The 14,297-nt window shown below is 61.4% G+C and carries 16 protein-coding genes; 8 read left to right on the top strand and 8 right to left on the bottom strand.

Translation table 11 applies throughout. From position 1 onward, the window contains the following. Positions 1-131 precede the first annotated feature (131 nt). From rlmN to JP75_RS16025, 3 genes are read left to right on the top strand one after another with little or no spacing between them, the layout of a single operon-like run. Positions 132-1,340: a dual-specificity RNA methyltransferase RlmN gene (gene rlmN, locus JP75_RS16035; protein WP_152565872.1), complete on the top strand. Its 1,209-nt coding sequence runs from the start codon at positions 132-134 to the stop codon at positions 1,338-1,340. A 34-nt stretch (positions 1,341-1,374) separates the two neighbouring features. After that, a complete protein-coding gene (locus JP75_RS16030) occupies positions 1,375-1,638 on the top strand; it encodes a type II toxin-antitoxin system Phd/YefM family antitoxin (protein ID WP_425277287.1) in 264 nt (87 codons plus the stop codon). After that, positions 1,635-2,036: a type II toxin-antitoxin system VapC family toxin gene (locus JP75_RS16025; RefSeq protein WP_035085152.1), complete on the top strand. Its 402-nt coding sequence runs from the start codon at positions 1,635-1,637 to the stop codon at positions 2,034-2,036. The genes JP75_RS16030 and JP75_RS16025 overlap by 4 nt, the downstream gene beginning before the upstream one ends. Here JP75_RS16025 and JP75_RS16020 read toward each other — a convergent pair whose 3' ends face one another. Together JP75_RS16020 and JP75_RS16015 are read right to left on the bottom strand one after the other, a co-directional pair. Beyond that, a complete protein-coding gene (locus tag JP75_RS16020) occupies positions 2,037-2,885 on the bottom strand; it encodes a 23S rRNA (adenine(2030)-N(6))-methyltransferase RlmJ (RefSeq protein ID WP_035084847.1) in 849 nt (282 codons plus the stop codon). After that, entirely contained in the window at positions 2,885-3,532 is a 648-nt protein-coding gene (locus JP75_RS16015) for a LysE family translocator (RefSeq protein WP_035084845.1), read from the bottom strand. Before JP75_RS16015 ends, JP75_RS16020 begins: the two co-directional genes overlap by 1 nt. Before the next feature lie 176 nt (positions 3,533-3,708). On the opposite strand from JP75_RS16015, the gene JP75_RS16010 reads away from it, so the two are divergent. From JP75_RS16010 to JP75_RS15995, 4 genes are all read left to right on the top strand, one after another. Next, complete coding sequence (locus tag JP75_RS16010; protein WP_035084842.1) at positions 3,709-4,353, top strand: phosphotransferase-like protein; 645 nt, start codon at positions 3,709-3,711, stop codon at positions 4,351-4,353. 67 nt (positions 4,354-4,420) lie between these two features. Further along, a complete protein-coding gene (locus JP75_RS16005; RefSeq protein ID WP_051960784.1) occupies positions 4,421-6,532 on the top strand; it encodes an EAL domain-containing protein in 2,112 nt (703 codons plus the stop codon). Between the two features lie 6 nt (positions 6,533-6,538). Then, positions 6,539-7,138, top strand: coding sequence for an RNA polymerase sigma factor (locus JP75_RS16000; RefSeq protein WP_035084840.1), 600 nt, complete (start codon positions 6,539-6,541; stop codon positions 7,136-7,138). A gap of 30 nt (positions 7,139-7,168) precedes the next feature. Next, a complete protein-coding gene (locus tag JP75_RS15995) occupies positions 7,169-7,552 on the top strand; it encodes a VOC family protein (RefSeq protein WP_035084839.1) in 384 nt (127 codons plus the stop codon). Between the two features lie 104 nt (positions 7,553-7,656). On the opposite strand, the gene JP75_RS15990 is transcribed toward JP75_RS15995, so the two are convergent. After that, positions 7,657-8,208 carry a dihydrofolate reductase family protein gene (locus JP75_RS15990; RefSeq protein WP_035084838.1) on the bottom strand — a complete coding sequence of 184 codons (552 nt, stop codon included), beginning with the start codon at positions 8,206-8,208 and terminating at the stop codon, positions 7,657-7,659. Between the two features lie 381 nt (positions 8,209-8,589). Beyond that, positions 8,590-9,204, bottom strand: a complete 615-nt coding sequence (locus JP75_RS15985) for a TetR/AcrR family transcriptional regulator (RefSeq protein WP_035084837.1) — start codon at positions 9,202-9,204, stop codon at positions 8,590-8,592. 75 nt (positions 9,205-9,279) lie between these two features. Between JP75_RS15985 and JP75_RS15980 the strand changes: the two genes are divergently transcribed. Then, positions 9,280-10,287 (top strand): SDR family oxidoreductase, encoded by a 1,008-nt coding sequence (locus JP75_RS15980; RefSeq protein ID WP_035084835.1) that lies wholly within the window; start codon positions 9,280-9,282, stop codon positions 10,285-10,287. A gap of 53 nt (positions 10,288-10,340) precedes the next feature. On the opposite strand, the gene JP75_RS15975 is transcribed toward JP75_RS15980, so the two are convergent. From JP75_RS15975 to JP75_RS15960, 4 genes are all read right to left on the bottom strand, one after another. Then, the gene (locus tag JP75_RS15975) at positions 10,341-12,485 is read right to left on the bottom strand and encodes a sodium-translocating pyrophosphatase (RefSeq protein WP_035084833.1); all 2,145 of its coding nucleotides are present in this window, start codon (positions 12,483-12,485) and stop codon (positions 10,341-10,343) included. A gap of 179 nt (positions 12,486-12,664) precedes the next feature. Continuing rightward, the gene (locus tag JP75_RS15970) at positions 12,665-12,937 is read right to left on the bottom strand and encodes a DUF167 family protein (RefSeq protein WP_244446329.1); all 273 of its coding nucleotides are present in this window, start codon (positions 12,935-12,937) and stop codon (positions 12,665-12,667) included. 28 nt (positions 12,938-12,965) lie between these two features. Further along, positions 12,966-13,268: a YggT family protein gene (locus tag JP75_RS15965; RefSeq protein ID WP_035084831.1), complete on the bottom strand. Its 303-nt coding sequence runs from the start codon at positions 13,266-13,268 to the stop codon at positions 12,966-12,968. A gap of 354 nt (positions 13,269-13,622) precedes the next feature. Then, positions 13,623-14,231 (bottom strand): DedA family protein, encoded by a 609-nt coding sequence (locus JP75_RS15960; protein WP_035084829.1) that lies wholly within the window; start codon positions 14,229-14,231, stop codon positions 13,623-13,625. Positions 14,232-14,297: the final 66 nt, after the last annotated feature.

Here is a 14,297-nt window from a genome sequence, read left to right as displayed (position 1 = left end):
GACGCGGTCAGGCCAAAGTGCTGTCCTGCACCCTTCGCAAAGCCGCCTCCCGCGGGCGTGACTTTGTGTTTTTTGCTCCCATATGCTATTGGCCGCGGACTTCCCGCATTTTTGAGCCCCTTCGAGCCGCCATGAGCATCGCGCTGAACCTTGACCATTCGACCGCCATCCGCCCCCAGACGGCGGCACGGCCGTCGCTGATCGGCCTTTCCAAGGCGCAGCTCGCCGAAACGCTCGTCGCCAACGACGTGGTGGGCGAAAAGGAAGGCCGCATGCGCTCGAGCCAGCTCTGGAACTGGCTCTATGTGAACGGCGTCACCGATTTCGACCGCATGACCAATGTGGCCAAGCCCGTGCGCCAGAAGCTGGCCGACACTTTTATTCTCGATCGCCCGGAAATCGTCACCGAGCAGGTTTCGGTCGATGGCACCCGCAAGTGGCTCTTCCGTTTTCGCGATCCGCAGAACCCCAACTTTCCGGCCGTTGAAGTCGAGACCGTCTACATCCCTGAATCCGATCGCGGCACGCTTTGCGTGTCCTCGCAGGTCGGGTGCACCCTCACCTGCTCCTTCTGCCACACCGGCACCCAGAAGCTCGTCCGCAACCTGACCGCGGGCGAAATCCTCGGCCAGATCCTCATGGCCCGCGAGCGCCTGGGCGATTTCCCCGGTGGCTCGCGTCCCGATGACGGCGGCCTCGTGCCATCAGGCGAAAACCGCGCCATCACCAATATCGTGATGATGGGCATGGGCGAGCCGCTCTACAATTTCGACAACGTCAAGCAGGCCCTGCTCATCGCCTCGGCCGGCGACGGCATGTCCATCTCCAAGCGCCGCATCACGCTCTCGACCTCCGGCGTTGTGCCCTATATCGAGCGCACCGGCAGCGAAATCGACGTCATGCTGGCGATTTCCCTCCACGCCGTGCGCGACGATCTTCGCGACGTGCTGGTGCCGATCAACAAGAAGTGGCCGCTGAAAGAACTGCTCGAAGCCTGCCGGAACTATCCCGGCCTCTCCAACGCCCGCCGCATCACCTTCGAATATGTGATGCTCGACGGCATCAACGACAGCGATGCGGAAGCCAAGGAACTGGTGCGCCTCCTCGCCGGCATTCCGGCCAAGATCAACCTGATCCCGTTCAACCCCTGGCCGGGTTCAAACTACGGCACCTCGCCCTCGAGCCGCATCGAGCGCTTCGCCGACATCGTCAACCGCGCCGGCTACGCCAGCCCGGTGCGTACCCCCCGCGGCCGTGACATCTTCGCCGCCTGCGGCCAGCTCAAGAGCGAAAGCGAACGCCTCTCCAAAAAGGACCGCGACGCTCTGGCAGGGGTCTGAGCAAACCTTCGGCGATCTGGAACCTTGATGGCCAGTGCTCTATATTGCCGGGCATGGAGGCATGATGAAAGTCTCAGTTAAGGTTGCCGAAACAAAATTATCCGAGCTGATCGACGCCGCTATTTCCGGTGAAGATGTGGTGATCGACAAGGATGATCTGACATCGGTAAAAATCGTCCCGGTTCAGAAACTGAAGCCTTTTACGTTTGGTCTGTTGAAGGGCAAGGTTGATACCGTCCCTGATTTTCTCGAACCCATGAGCGAGGAAGATCTCGCTGCGTGGGAGGGCGCGGCTTGAGCCGTCTTTTGCTGGATACTCATGCTTGGGCATGGTCTCTGTTGGCACACGAGAGGCTTTCCGCCAGAGCCATTGAGGCAATAGACACGGCACAAGCAGTTTCAATCAGCGCGATCAGCTTCTACGAAATTGGACAAAAGATCCGGCTGGGAAAATGGCCGGAAATGGCTCCCTACCAACTCGAACTGGTGGGTCTTGCAGCCCGCCAAGGAATAAAGGTGTTGGACGTCTCCGCCGCCGCTAGCCTTGGTGCTTCCATACTTGATTGGAATCATCGCGATCCGTTCGACCGCATTATTGGCGCAACTGCACTGATGGAAGATATCAAACTAGTTTCTGCAGATGTGGCGTTCGATGAATTGAACACGCTGGAACTGTGGCCAGGGCGTCTCTGGTAGCTACTCCCCCGCCACCCAGTCGATCGCCCAACGTCCCCTGCCCTCGTCACTCAGCACATCGGCAAGCACAGGCATCAGCACCCGCATCTCTTCTTCGAGCACAAAGGGCGGATTGATGACGATCATGCCGGTGCCATGGAGGCGCGGCGGATTGGAAGGCTGCCGGATGGTCAACTCCAGCCTCAGGATCTTTGGGATAGCCGATGCCTGAAGCAAGGCGACGAACTTATCCACGTCTGCCACATCCTTGATAGGATACCACAGGGCATAGAGCCCTGTAGGCCAACGTTTGTGCGCCTTGATGAGATTCTGCACCATGCGCTCGAATTCGTTCCGCTCCTCGAAGGGCGGATCGATGAGCACAAGGCCGCGCTTCTCCTTGGGTGGCAGATGCGTACCAAGGGCCTGCCAGCCATCGACATGCGTAACGCGGACCTGAAAGTCGCCGGAAAAATTCTCGCGCAGCGCTTCGACATCGACCGGATGCAGTTCAAGCGCCATCAGCCGGTCTTGCTGCCGCAGCATGTTTCGCGTGATCAGCGGCGAACCGGGATAGAAGCGCAGTTCGCCGCTGGGATTCTGCGCGCGCACGGCATCGAGATAGGGCGTGAGGAGATCCTGAGCAGACTTGGGCAGGTCGCGCTCAATCAGGCGCCCAATGCCATCGACCCATTCGCCGGTCTTTTCCGCCGCCGCGCCCTTGAGGTCGTAGAGCCCGACGCCGGCATGGGTATCGATGACCCGAAACGGCGCGTCCTTGCGCATCAGGTAGGCCAGGATGCGGGTGAGAATGGTGTGCTTGACCACATCGGCAAAATTGCCGGCGTGGAAGACGTGACGATAATTCATCAGTGGCGCGCCTGTGCCGTGAGAATGGTGGCAGCAAAGGCGGTGAAGATCGCCGCAAAGCTCCAGTTCAGAATGCGCTCGACCCACTTGCTGCGCTTGAACGCTGCCGCCAGCCAATCGGCCGCCAGCACAGTGACGAGCCCAAGCGGGATCGAGAGCAGCACAAACTCAAAACCGAGAAAGAACAGCTTTGAGGTCGCGCCGGGATCATGCGCGTCAACGAACTGCGGCAGGAAGGTCACGAAGAACAGCACCACCTTGGGATTAAGGAGATTGATACCGAGCCCTGTCGCAAAACTCTGCCGCACGGTCGGCGGCTTCTTGGCCGCCTCGGCGATCCTGAGGCCACCACCATGCACGATCGCCTGATAGGCCAGCCACAGGAGATAAAGCGCCCCAACAATCTTCAGCGCCAGAAACAGCGGGGGTGCGGCAATGATCAGCACCGAAATGCCAAACGCCACGAGGGTCGTATGGACCAAAATACCCGCCATCGCCCCGAACATCGCCGCGACACCATGCGCGCGGCCATAGTTGATGGCACGGCTCAATTGCAGCGCCATATCCGGGCCCGGCGTAATGGCGAGGATCACGGTCGCCAGCGCAAAGGCCAAAATAACGGGCAGGTCGGGAATGAAGGCAGACATGGCTTGTTTGGCCTTGAGGCAGCGGAGCGTTGAACCGGTATGGCACTAAGCGGCGGCGCTGAACAGGTTCTAGCTCAAAACTGTACTTGATCATCGCTGGGTACGTCGGTCTTGACCCTCTTTACGCTCCACTCTACCCCGTGGGGCTCGTATCCTTCGAAGAAGGCGAACAGCTAATGTCTCCCGACGACGCGACGCGCCTTGGGCGCGTGGTTATTCTCAACGGCGCTCCGCGCTCGGGCAAATCCAGCCTTGTCCGGGCGATCCAGTCGAGCGTTCCTGGAACCTGGCTCAATACCGGCGTCGACAGTTTCATGGCGACCCTGCCACCAGCCCTCATGCCCGGCATCGGCCTTCGTCCCGGCGGCGAAAGGCCGGACCTCGAACCGGCCGTGGCAAAACTCTACGATCTCCTCTTCGCGACCGTTCGCCTTCAGGCCGAGTCCGGCTTCGACATCGTCGCCGATCTCGGCATGCACGAGGATTATTCGGCGCCACTGGGCATTCTTGATCGGGCCGCATCCACCCTTGGACCGCTCGGTGCCTTACTCATCGGCATCGACTGCGACATCGACGAGATCATGCGCCGCCGCAATGCCGACCCGCAGGATGGATTTTATGCGACCGGCGATATTCCGCCCCCGCCCGTGCTCCGCTGGCAGGACGGCGTGCACCGCGGCAAGGATTACGATTTGCGGCTCGACATGGGCCGCCTTACGCCTGAGCAAGGCGTGACCCAAATCGCGGCATTGCTGGCCGATCCACCAGCCTCGCCCGCCCTGTCTCGCCGGACTGCAAATTCATTCGCGTCATCGATTTAAGTCTGCGTTAAGCCCCTGCCTTTAGCTTCACCAAAGCGTCATGAAAGAATGACACAGAGGGATATTGATGGGGGAACTGGACGCTGGCACGACCGACGTCGCTGACGCGCTGCTGCTTGATGCTGCGCTGGAAAACATCCCCTATGGTTTTTGTGTATGGTCGCCGCAGTTCCGGCTGGTCATGTGGAACAAGAACTATCGCGAATTCTACGGCTTTTCCGAAGACGCCATCCGCAAGGGCATGACGCTCGAAGAGGTCGTGCACCTCTCCCACAAGCTCGGCAATCACCCCGGCCAGAGCCCAGATGCCTTCTACGAGGCCTATACGAGCGAGCTGCTTTCCAATCGCGGCGGCATGCGCACCAAGAGCCAGGAAGTGGTCTATGGCGGTCGCATCGTCGAAACCGCCCATATCTATTCCGAAAAGCTCGGCTGGGTGGTGACGCATGAAGACGTCACCGACGAAATCCAGATGTCCGAGACGGTGCAGAAGCGCAAGCTGGAGCTCGAGCGGCAGAACATCCGGCTCGACGCGGCCGTGAACAACATTTCCATAGGCCTTTGCATGATGGACGCCAAGGGGCGTCTGGTCATTTGCAACGAGCCCTATTCGCGCATCTACAACCTGCCCCAAGAGTATGTGCGCCCCGGTGCGCAGCTCGAAGACATTCTGGGCCATCTCTTCGACGTGGGCATGAGCGCGGGCGGGGATCGCAATGACTATATCCTTTGGCGCCGCGAAGTCATCGCCAAGCGCGAATATGGCAAGACCGTTCACGAGCTCAACGGCCGCATCATCCTGATGCAGCACCATCCGATGAAGGATGGCGGCTGGGTTTCGACGCATGAAGATATTACCGAGCAACGCCAGAACGAGGCGCGTATCCACCACCTCGCCCGCCACGATGCGCTGACCGACCTGCCCAACCGCGCCGAATTCCTTGAAGAAATGGCGCGCACCGAAGCCGGGCTGAAGCGCGGCGAGATGGCCGCCGTGCTCTATATCGACCTCGACCACTTTAAGGCCGTCAACGACACGCTCGGCCACGCCATTGGGGACGAAGTCATCAAACAGGCCGCCGTGCGTCTCTGGGGCACGACGCGGGAAAGCGACCTGCTGGCGCGCCTCGGTGGCGACGAATTTGCCCTCTTGTTGCGCCCCATCGACAGCGCCGATGCCGCCGCGCGCGTCGCCGACCGCATCATCAAGGCCATGGGCGCGCCCATGAATATCCGCGGCCAGCAGATTGAGATCGGCGCCAGCGTCGGCATCGCCGTCGGGCCCGGCGATGGCCTGACCACAGATACGCTGGTCAAGAATGCCGATCTGGCGCTCTATAAGGCCAAAAGCGAAGGCCGTTCCACCTACCACTTCTTCGAAACCGGCATGGATGCCGAATTGCAGCAGCGGCGCCTGATCGAGGCCGGCCTGCGCCTGGCGCTGAGCCGCAACGAATTCCGGCTGATGTACCAGCCGCTCCTCGGCCTTGCGGAAAACCGCGTCACCTGCGTCGAAGCCTTGCTGCGCTGGGATTTTGAAGGCCGCACAGTGTCGCCCGCCGAATTCGTTCCGGTGGCCGAGGATACCGGGCTGATCTCCGCCATCGGCCAGTGGGTCCTCAACGAGGCCTGCGCCACCGCGGCCAACTGGCCCAAATCCGTGCGTATCGCCGTCAATCTCTCCCCGGTCCAGTTCCGCCAGCGCGACCTCGTCACCCAGGTGCGCCGGGCGCTGAGCAATGCCCGGCTCGACCCCAGCCGGCTCGAACTCGAAATCACCGAAAGCCTGCTGCTTACGGACAGCGAATCGACCCTCAAGGCCCTGCACGAGCTGCGCGCCATGGGCGTGCGCATCTCCATGGACGATTTCGGGACCGGCTATTCCTCGCTCTCCTATTTGCGCTCCTTCCCCTTCGACAAGATCAAGATCGATCGCTCCTTCATCCGCGATCTCGCGAGCCGCGCCGATAGCCAGGCCATCATTCGCGCCGTCATCGGGCTTGGCCAATCGCTGGGCATGTCGACCACGGTGGAAGGGGTCGAGACCGAGGAACAGCTCTCGCTGGTGCGCGCCCAGGGCGTTTCCGAGGTGCAGGGCTTCTTGTTCTCTCCGCCCATTTCCGGCACGGCGCTGGCGAGCCTCTTGAGCGAGGAAGTCACCCTCGCCAAGGCGTCTTAGCCGCAGATGCGCGGCCGCCTTTATGCGCAGCTCCTCTCTATCGCCGCGCGGGAACATACCGCCGCCGAAGCGGAAGACGTGGTGCAGGAGGCGCTGATATCAGCCATAACCGCGGGCCGCAGCGATATCGAAACGCCCGAAAATGCCCGCTGGCTGACCGGCGTCGTGCGCAACCGCGCCCGCATGGAGGCGCGCACGGCACGCCGGCGCAAGGGCCGCGAAACCGCCTGGCAGGCGGCACGGGCGCCGGATGCAAAAGCCGATGATACCAAACAGGACGACATTCTCTCCGGCCTCCCCCCGGCTTTACGCACTTTAGCAGCCCTGGTGCTGACCGGGCATAACCGGAGCGAAATCGCCTATCTGCTTGATCTGCCCGATACCGCCCTGCGCCAGCGCGTGTCGGCGCTGAAACGCCACCTGACAACCAAGGGCCTTGTGGCACCCGAGGAACTGACCGGGCTCAATCTCGACCTCGCCTATGGCCGCATCCGCGACGTTCTCCTACCCGCGCTCCTCCGCCATGGCGGCGTTTTTGCCAGCCACGATCCCGACGGACATCTTTTTCTGGTAAAACGCTCACAAAGCGACACGCCGCGGCAATAGGCTGACGTAACCACGATTGGAGGGTTTTCCATGAGCCTCAAACCCAAGAATGTCAGCATCGTCTTTTATGTCAGCGATATCCTTCGCACCGAAAGTTTCTACAACGAAACGCTGGGCCTCGGCCTCGAACGCATGGAGGGCGCCGAACCCTTCTGGCTGCAAGGGTCGATCGAAAACGGCCCCGGCCTGATCTTCTTCCAGCAGGACGGCAAGCGCGGCGACACGCCGGCCATCGTCTTCGAACTCGACGAAGGCGGCATCGACGACGTGGTGAGCGAGCTGGCACAAAAGGGGGTCAACATCGTCACCCCTGTCTCCGAAGCCCCAGGCGGCTGGAGCGCCGATTTTCTGGACCCGGATGGCTTTGGTCTCGGCCTCTGGCAATCGGGCGAACTGCCGCGATCGGTGAAATAGAACGCTCCCTCCTCGGTCGTCACCACCGGGCTTGTCCCGGTGGTCCATGCGGAGGCGAGATGGATTGCCGGGACAAGCCCGGCAATGACGATGAATTGAGAGCGCTAAGCCAGCCGCCGATAGACCTGCACCACATTGCCCTTGGAGGTAGTGCGGGCGCGAATGAGTTCGAGCCGCGTGGTCGGATCGCCCGGTTCGAACAGATGCCGTCCCTTTCCTGCGATGACCGGGTGGGTAATCAGTGTCAATTCATCCATCAGCCCGGCAAAGACCAGTTGCCGCACCAGCGAGATGCCGCCCATGGCGCAGATATCGCCGCCCTCGCCCGATTTCAGCGCCCTGACGAAATCGAGAAAATCACCCTCGATGAGGTGAGCATTGCTCCAGGTCACCTCGGACGGCTGCAGCGTTTCCGAAGCGACGAATTTTTCGACTCCATTGATGAAACCGGCAAAATCGAGGTCTTGGCTGGCATTGGTCCAATATCCCGCCCATTCCTGATAGCCCACCCGGCCCATCACCACGGTGGAAACATTGCCCATGACGGCACCAAGCTCCTCGCCAAGCTCGGTATCGAAGGAATCGAACTGAAATTCGTTCGGCGCCTCGACGACGCCATCCACGGAATGAAACAGCCCGGCCACCACTTTACGCATCTTTTGTCCCTTCAAATTTTTCGGGCTCCTTGCCCGATTGCTCAGGCGACGATTGAGGATGTGAAAGTTCGACAATTTTTTTCGCGCTCGTCACCCTCGGGCCCGACCCGAGGATGACGGCAAAAACACGCCCACCCTGCCCGCGTCTCCGCGTCAGGTCTTTGCAACTGGAACGGACCCCGAGGCGATTGCGCCCCTGAGATTTTAGTTAGTGAGACGAAACCGCCTCGGGGTGCTGATTTTTTGGACAGGACTTATAGCGCCACTTGATCGCTCGTCGCATGGGACCAGCCCCCGAACCCACACGGGAACGGTCCCGTGCGCTCAGCATCCCCGCAGCCGTCCGTCTCGACTCCGTCCCGTCGGGGGAATTTTTGGATTTTACGATGGAGCTGAGGGGGCGGGGATAGATTCAGATTTTGCCACCAGCAAGGGCTCGAGCACGGCGGCCATCAGGCCCGTTAATTGCTCGGGGTCCGCCTTGGCCAGAGGGGTCAAACCGATGACCTGCCGCATCGTTTGAAGGCCCGCGACTAGGGCAATGAGAATAGCGGCGCGCGTCTCTCGATCGTCCCCTTGCAAGGAATTTGCCAGTCTTTTCAGCTTCTGGACCTCGATGTGCTCGCGCGACAGGCTCGCCGCCGTGTCGCTGGCGGCCGAGCGCAGGGCGATTTCAAAACCCTCCAGAATGGGCGCATCAGGGGCGGTAATCCGGACGAGGCCGGCCGCCATCTCCCGAGCAACATCGGGGGAGGATAGAATTTCGGACCCCAGAAGTTCGGTCTCGCCCATGGCAGCGGCGACAGCTTCGGCAAAGAGATTTTCTTTCGAGCCGAAATAGCGGCCGATCATCATGGCGGTCACCCCGGCCCCTTCGGCAATCTCCCGCAGCCCTGCGCCATCATAGCCGGAACGGGCAAAGGCGGCCCTCGCCGAGGCCAGTATGTCGTCCCGTGTCGCCTGCGCATTCCGCCGGCGTGGACCGTCCTTGTCCATAACTATACACCTGTAGACAAATGGTTTCGCTTGAAGTATACAACCGTATACTAATTGCGACAAGGCGAGACAATCATGTCAGAAACCGTATTGGTGACCGGCGGCAATGGCTATGTAGGCGGCTGGTGCATCGTGGAATTGCTGCGGACCGGCTACCGCGTGCGCACCACGCTGCGCGATCTCGGCAAGGCCGAAAAGCTGCGGGGCATCATCGCCGCATCCGGAGAGGACACCACGAAGCTCGAATTCGCCGCAGTCGACCTGATGCGGGATGCCGGCTGGCCTGAAGCCTTGGCCGGATGCAGCTTCGTGCTCCATGTCGCCTCTCCACTGGGTGGCGGCGCCAAACTGGATCGGGATGCGCTGGTGGCACCCGCCCGCGACGGAACATTGCGGGTATTGCGCTTCGCCAAACAGGCCGGCATTCGCCGCGTGGTGATGACATCGGCGGCGGCAGCGGCGCGGTCGCCGCTTGCTTCGGGACGGGTGAGCGACGAGACGGTCTGGGCCGATCCCGACGACCCGCAATTCGATGCCTATCGCCGCTCAAAAATACTGGCCGAACGCGCGGCCTGGGATTTTATGCGCAGGGAGGGACAGGGGATGGAGCTCGTGACCATCCTGCCCGGTGCCGTCTTCGGCCCGGTGCTCTCGGCGGACAATCTCGGCTCGGTCGACATCATCAAAGGCCTGGTCGAAGGCCGTCCACCAGCCATGCCGCGGCTGGGTTTCTGGGTGGTGGATGTGCGCGACCTCGCACAGCTCCATGTCCGTGCCCTGTCCCAACCAGAGGCGGCGGGTCAGCGCTATATTGCGGCCGGGGAATTTCTCTGGATGGAGGAAATGGCGGCGCGCCTCCGCTATCGGCTCGGCGCGCGGGGCACCAAAATATCGAGACGCCGGCTGCCGACGTGGCTCGTGCGCCTCCTGCTGCCCTTCATGCCCAATCTGCGCACATTGGCGCCGCTGCTCGGGAAAAAATTTGAACTCTCGACCGCCAAGGCACGCCGCGAGCTCGACTTTACGCCGCGGCCCGCATCCGACACTCTCTTCGATTGTGCCGAAAGCCTGGTGGCAAAATGAAAAAGGCCCGGAAGTAATCCCGGGCCTCTTCAATTCAGTGCAGGCTGTCTGCCTTAGCCACCCATATGCGCCAGCACCGCCAACAACAGCAGCGCCACGATATTGGTGATTTTGATCATCGGATTGACGGCCGGGCCGGCCGTGTCCTTGTAGGGGTCGCCGACGGTGTCGCCGGTGACGGAAGCCTTGTGGGCGTCCGAACCCTTAAAATGCTTGACGCCGTGGCTGTCGGTAAAACCGTCCTCAAAGCTCTTCTTGGCATTGTCCCAGGCGCCGCCGCCGGCGGTCATGGAGATGGCGACGAAGAGGCCGGTGACGATGACACCCATCAGCATGGCGCCGAGGGCGGAGAACCCGGCGGCGGGGCCGGCGATCCAGTTGATGACGACAAAGACGATTATCGGCGAGAGCACCGGCAGCAGCGAAGGAACGATCATTTCCTTGATTGCGGCTTTTGTCAGCATATCGACGGCCCGGCCATAGTCCGGCTTGTCGGTGCCGGCCATGATGCCCGGCTTTTCCTTGAACTGCCGACGCACTTCCACCACGACCGCCTGGGCGGCGCGGCCCACCGCAGTCATGGACATGCCGCCGAAGAGGAACGGAAGCAGACCACCGAAGAGGAGGCCGACGACGACATAGGGATCGGCCAGCGAGAAGGTGAGCGCACCCATGCCGGCAAAGATGGCCGGCGCATCGGGCAGAGACGAGAAGTAGATCAGGTCCTGCGTATAGGCGGCAAAGAGCACCAGGGCCCCGAGGCCGGCCGAACCGATGGCATAGCCCTTGGTGACGGCCTTGGTGGTATTGCCCACCGCATCGAGGGCATCGGTATTGTGGCGCACTTCCTTGTCGAGGCCCGCCATTTCGGCAATGCCGCCGGCATTGTCGGTGACCGGGCCGAAGGCGTCCAGCGCCACGATCATGCCGGCGAGCGCCAGCATGGTCGCAACAGCGAAGGCGATGCCAAAGAGGCCCGCCAGCGAATAGGTGACGATAATGCCGGCGATGATGACCAGGGCCGGCAAGGCCGTTGATTCCAGCGACACGGCGAGACCCTGGATGACATTGGTGCCATGGCCGGTGACCGAGGCTTCGGCGATGGAATTGACCGGGCGGCGATTGGTGCCGGTATAATATTCGGTGATGACGATGATGAGCCCGGTGATGACGAGGCCGGTCACGCCGCACCAGAAGAGGTGCCAGGGCGTAAAGGTCTTGTCTGTTGTTTCGATCGCCAGATTCATGTCCCCGAACAGCAGCCAGAGCACGGGCAGGAGCGCGACGAGCGACAGGACGCCAGAGGCGATGACCCCCTTGTAGAGCGCGCCCATGATGTTGTTATCGGAACCGAGTTTGACGAAATAGGTGCCGATGATGGAGGTGATGACGCAGGCACCGCCAATGGCGAGGGGCAGCACCATGCCGGTCAGTTTCAGCGCTTCGGGCAGGATGATCGCCGCCAGCACCATGGTGGCGACGATGGTGACGACATAGGTCTCAAAAAGGTCGGCGGCCATGCCGGCACAATCGCCGACGTTGTCGCCCACATTGTCGGCGATGGTGGCCGGGTTGCGCGGATCGTCTTCCGGAATGCCGGCTTCGACCTTGCCCACCATATCGCCGCCGACGTCAGCGCCCTTGGTGAAGATGCCGCCGCCGAGACGGGCGAAGATGGAAATCAGCGAAGCACCGAAGCTGAGCGCCACGAGCGAGTCGATGACGACGCGGCTCGTGGGCGCATTGCCCATGCCGGTGAGGATGATGAAATAGAGGGTGACGCCCAGAAGGCCGAGACCCGCGACCAGCATGCCAGTGACGGCGCCGGACTTGAAGGCGAGGTCGAGCCCCCGGCTCAGCGACGAAATGGCCGCCTGGGCGACGCGCACATTGGCGCGCACCGAAACGTTCATGCCGATAAAGCCGGCGGCGCCCGAGAGCACGGCGCCGATCAGGAAGCCCACGGCTGCATGCGGTCCCAGCAGCAACCAGGCGGCAATGAGGATGACCACGCCGACAATGGCAATGGTAGTATATTGGCGTTTGAGATAGGCCGAGGCGCCTTCGCGCACGGCGGCGGAAATTTCCTGCATACGGGCAGAACCAGCGTCAGCCTTTAACAGGCCCTGCGTGGTGACGATGCCATAAACAACAGCCAAACCGCCGCAGGCGACGATCAGCCAAAGTGCCAGATCCATGAAAACCGTTCCTCGAATGTGAAAGATTCGAGGCCCGCCCCGGTCGTGGCCAGCTCTTTTGGGTGCGAATGCCCCCTGTCCGGTCCGCAACCGCCCTCCGGCGGACCTCCTCCCAAAGGGGAGATTAGCCGGTTCAGGCCGTTAAGCAATTGGAAAGTGTGACGGTTTGTCGCTGCCCGTCAGGCGATGGCGGTGAGCCGCTCGAGGACGGCATCAGAGGCATCGGCGACCAGCATGGTCTTGAGCCGCGCGGTTTCGCCGCTGACGAGGGTCACCGACGATTTGGAAATGCCGAGGCTTTTGGCGAGGAGCGCGATCACGGCGGCATTGGCCTTGCCCTTGTCCGGCACGGCTTTGACGCGAATGCGGAGGACGGTGGAGCCATCGTCGCGGGCTTCGGCGCCATCGATGATATCGCGCCCCGCATTGGGCGTGACGCGGAGGGATAGCAAAAATCCCTCCGGCGTGATGCGGAAAAAGCTAGATGCCGGCGCGGGCAACGGCTGGATAGATATAGTAGCCGATGATCGACTGGATGAAGAAGATGATCAGGAACGCGACCAGCGGGGAAAGATCGAGGCCCGAGAAATTGGGCAGCATGCGCCTAAGGGGTCGCAGCACCGGTTCGGTCAACTGATTGAGCACGCGCCAGACCGCTTCGACGAACTGGTTGCGGGTATTGATCACGTTGAACGAGATCAGCCAGCTCATGATGATCATGATGAGCAGGACCCACCAATAGAGCTGGAGCAGGATGAGGATGATGTCGAGAACGGCGCGCATCGGCGTCTCCGCGAGAAAAGGTCCGATTTATCTAGTGGGTTAGTGGCAAGGCCACAAGACCACCCCAGAGCGCTTCCAGGAAAAGTGGATACCGGTTTTCCGGTTCGGAAGCGCGAGAAGCAAGAGACCAGAAAAGCCGGAGCCCCGCACCGGGCAAGCGATACGGGGCCCAAATGACTGACATCCGGTATGCAGTACAAGGTTCCGGACAGGACCTCTATTGCACGAAGCGTGCCAAGTCCGCGGCCCCGCAAAACCGGGACCAAAGATTAAGCTCTTATTACTATTGGCCTTTTTGCGTTTTCAGCGCTTCGCAAAATGCAAGGCGCGTTGCAAAATGCGAGGCAAAAGCGCTTAGCCGATATCCTTGATCGGCTTCCAGGTAACGAAGCGCCATATGTAGATCACGACGGCGAGCACGACGACGCCGGTCGAGACCGGATCCACCCAGGCTTCCACGATATGGTAGCCCTCGTGCAGAAGCAGGCCCGCCACGGTGAGAATGCCGGTCCAGAGAAGGCTTCCCAGGGTCGAGATCAGGAGGAACTGTCCGAACGGCATCCGCGCAAGGCCGGCGGGCACGGAAATCAGCGTGCGAATGGCTGGGATCAGGCGGCCGACGAATACCGCCAGCGGGCCATGGCGCTCGAACCAGTGATAGGCCTTGTCGATATCGTCTTCGCTCAAGGTGGCGAAACGACCGAACTTGTTACAGAGCCAGGTAAAGCGTTCAAGGCCGAGGAGGCGCGCCGCCGCATACCAGGCTGTGGTGCCCGCGACCGAACCGACGGTGCCGGCCGCAAGCACGCCGAAGGTCGAGAGGTCACCATTGGCCGCCACGTAGCCGGCAAAGGGCATGATCAATTCTGAGGGGATAGGCGGGAAGAGGTTTTCTGCCACCATGAGGAGGAAGATGCCCAGATAGCCCCAATCGGTGATGAAGCCGATGATGAAGTCGCTCATTGGGTATCTCCTCTAGACGAGGGGCTCCCGTCGCCCCTTCTCCCCATCGCGGGGGAGATATCGGGC

The sequence above is a fragment of the Devosia riboflavina genome (assembly GCF_000743575.1).
GTDB lineage: Bacteria > Pseudomonadota > Alphaproteobacteria > Rhizobiales > Devosiaceae > Devosia > Devosia riboflavina.
Note: the sequence above shows the minus strand (reverse complement) of the source record. Positions and strands in the feature narration are given on the sequence as shown.

Excerpts from the sequence above, each read along its gene's own strand:
- rlmN (WP_152565872.1), top strand. The coding sequence starts at position 132 with ATGAGCATCGCGCTGAACCTTGACCATTCGACCGCCATCCGCCCCCAG.
- JP75_RS16020 (WP_035084847.1), bottom strand. The coding sequence starts at position 2,885 with ATGAATTATCGTCACGTCTTCCACGCCGGCAATTTTGCCGATGTGGTC.
- JP75_RS16015 (WP_035084845.1), bottom strand. The coding sequence starts at position 3,532 with ATGTCTGCCTTCATTCCCGACCTGCCCGTTATTTTGGCCTTTGCGCTG.
- JP75_RS16010 (WP_035084842.1), top strand. The coding sequence starts at position 3,709 with ATGTCTCCCGACGACGCGACGCGCCTTGGGCGCGTGGTTATTCTCAAC.
- JP75_RS16005 (WP_051960784.1), top strand. The coding sequence starts at position 4,421 with ATGGGGGAACTGGACGCTGGCACGACCGACGTCGCTGACGCGCTGCTG.
- JP75_RS16000 (WP_035084840.1), top strand. The coding sequence starts at position 6,539 with ATGCGCGGCCGCCTTTATGCGCAGCTCCTCTCTATCGCCGCGCGGGAA.
- JP75_RS15995 (WP_035084839.1), top strand. The coding sequence starts at position 7,169 with ATGAGCCTCAAACCCAAGAATGTCAGCATCGTCTTTTATGTCAGCGAT.
- JP75_RS15990 (WP_035084838.1), bottom strand. The coding sequence starts at position 8,208 with ATGCGTAAAGTGGTGGCCGGGCTGTTTCATTCCGTGGATGGCGTCGTC.
- JP75_RS15985 (WP_035084837.1), bottom strand. The coding sequence starts at position 9,204 with ATGGACAAGGACGGTCCACGCCGGCGGAATGCGCAGGCGACACGGGAC.
- JP75_RS15980 (WP_035084835.1), top strand. The coding sequence starts at position 9,280 with ATGTCAGAAACCGTATTGGTGACCGGCGGCAATGGCTATGTAGGCGGC.
- JP75_RS15975 (WP_035084833.1), bottom strand. The coding sequence starts at position 12,485 with ATGGATCTGGCACTTTGGCTGATCGTCGCCTGCGGCGGTTTGGCTGTT.
- JP75_RS15965 (WP_035084831.1), bottom strand. The coding sequence starts at position 13,268 with ATGCGCGCCGTTCTCGACATCATCCTCATCCTGCTCCAGCTCTATTGG.
- JP75_RS15960 (WP_035084829.1), bottom strand. The coding sequence starts at position 14,231 with ATGAGCGACTTCATCATCGGCTTCATCACCGATTGGGGCTATCTGGGC.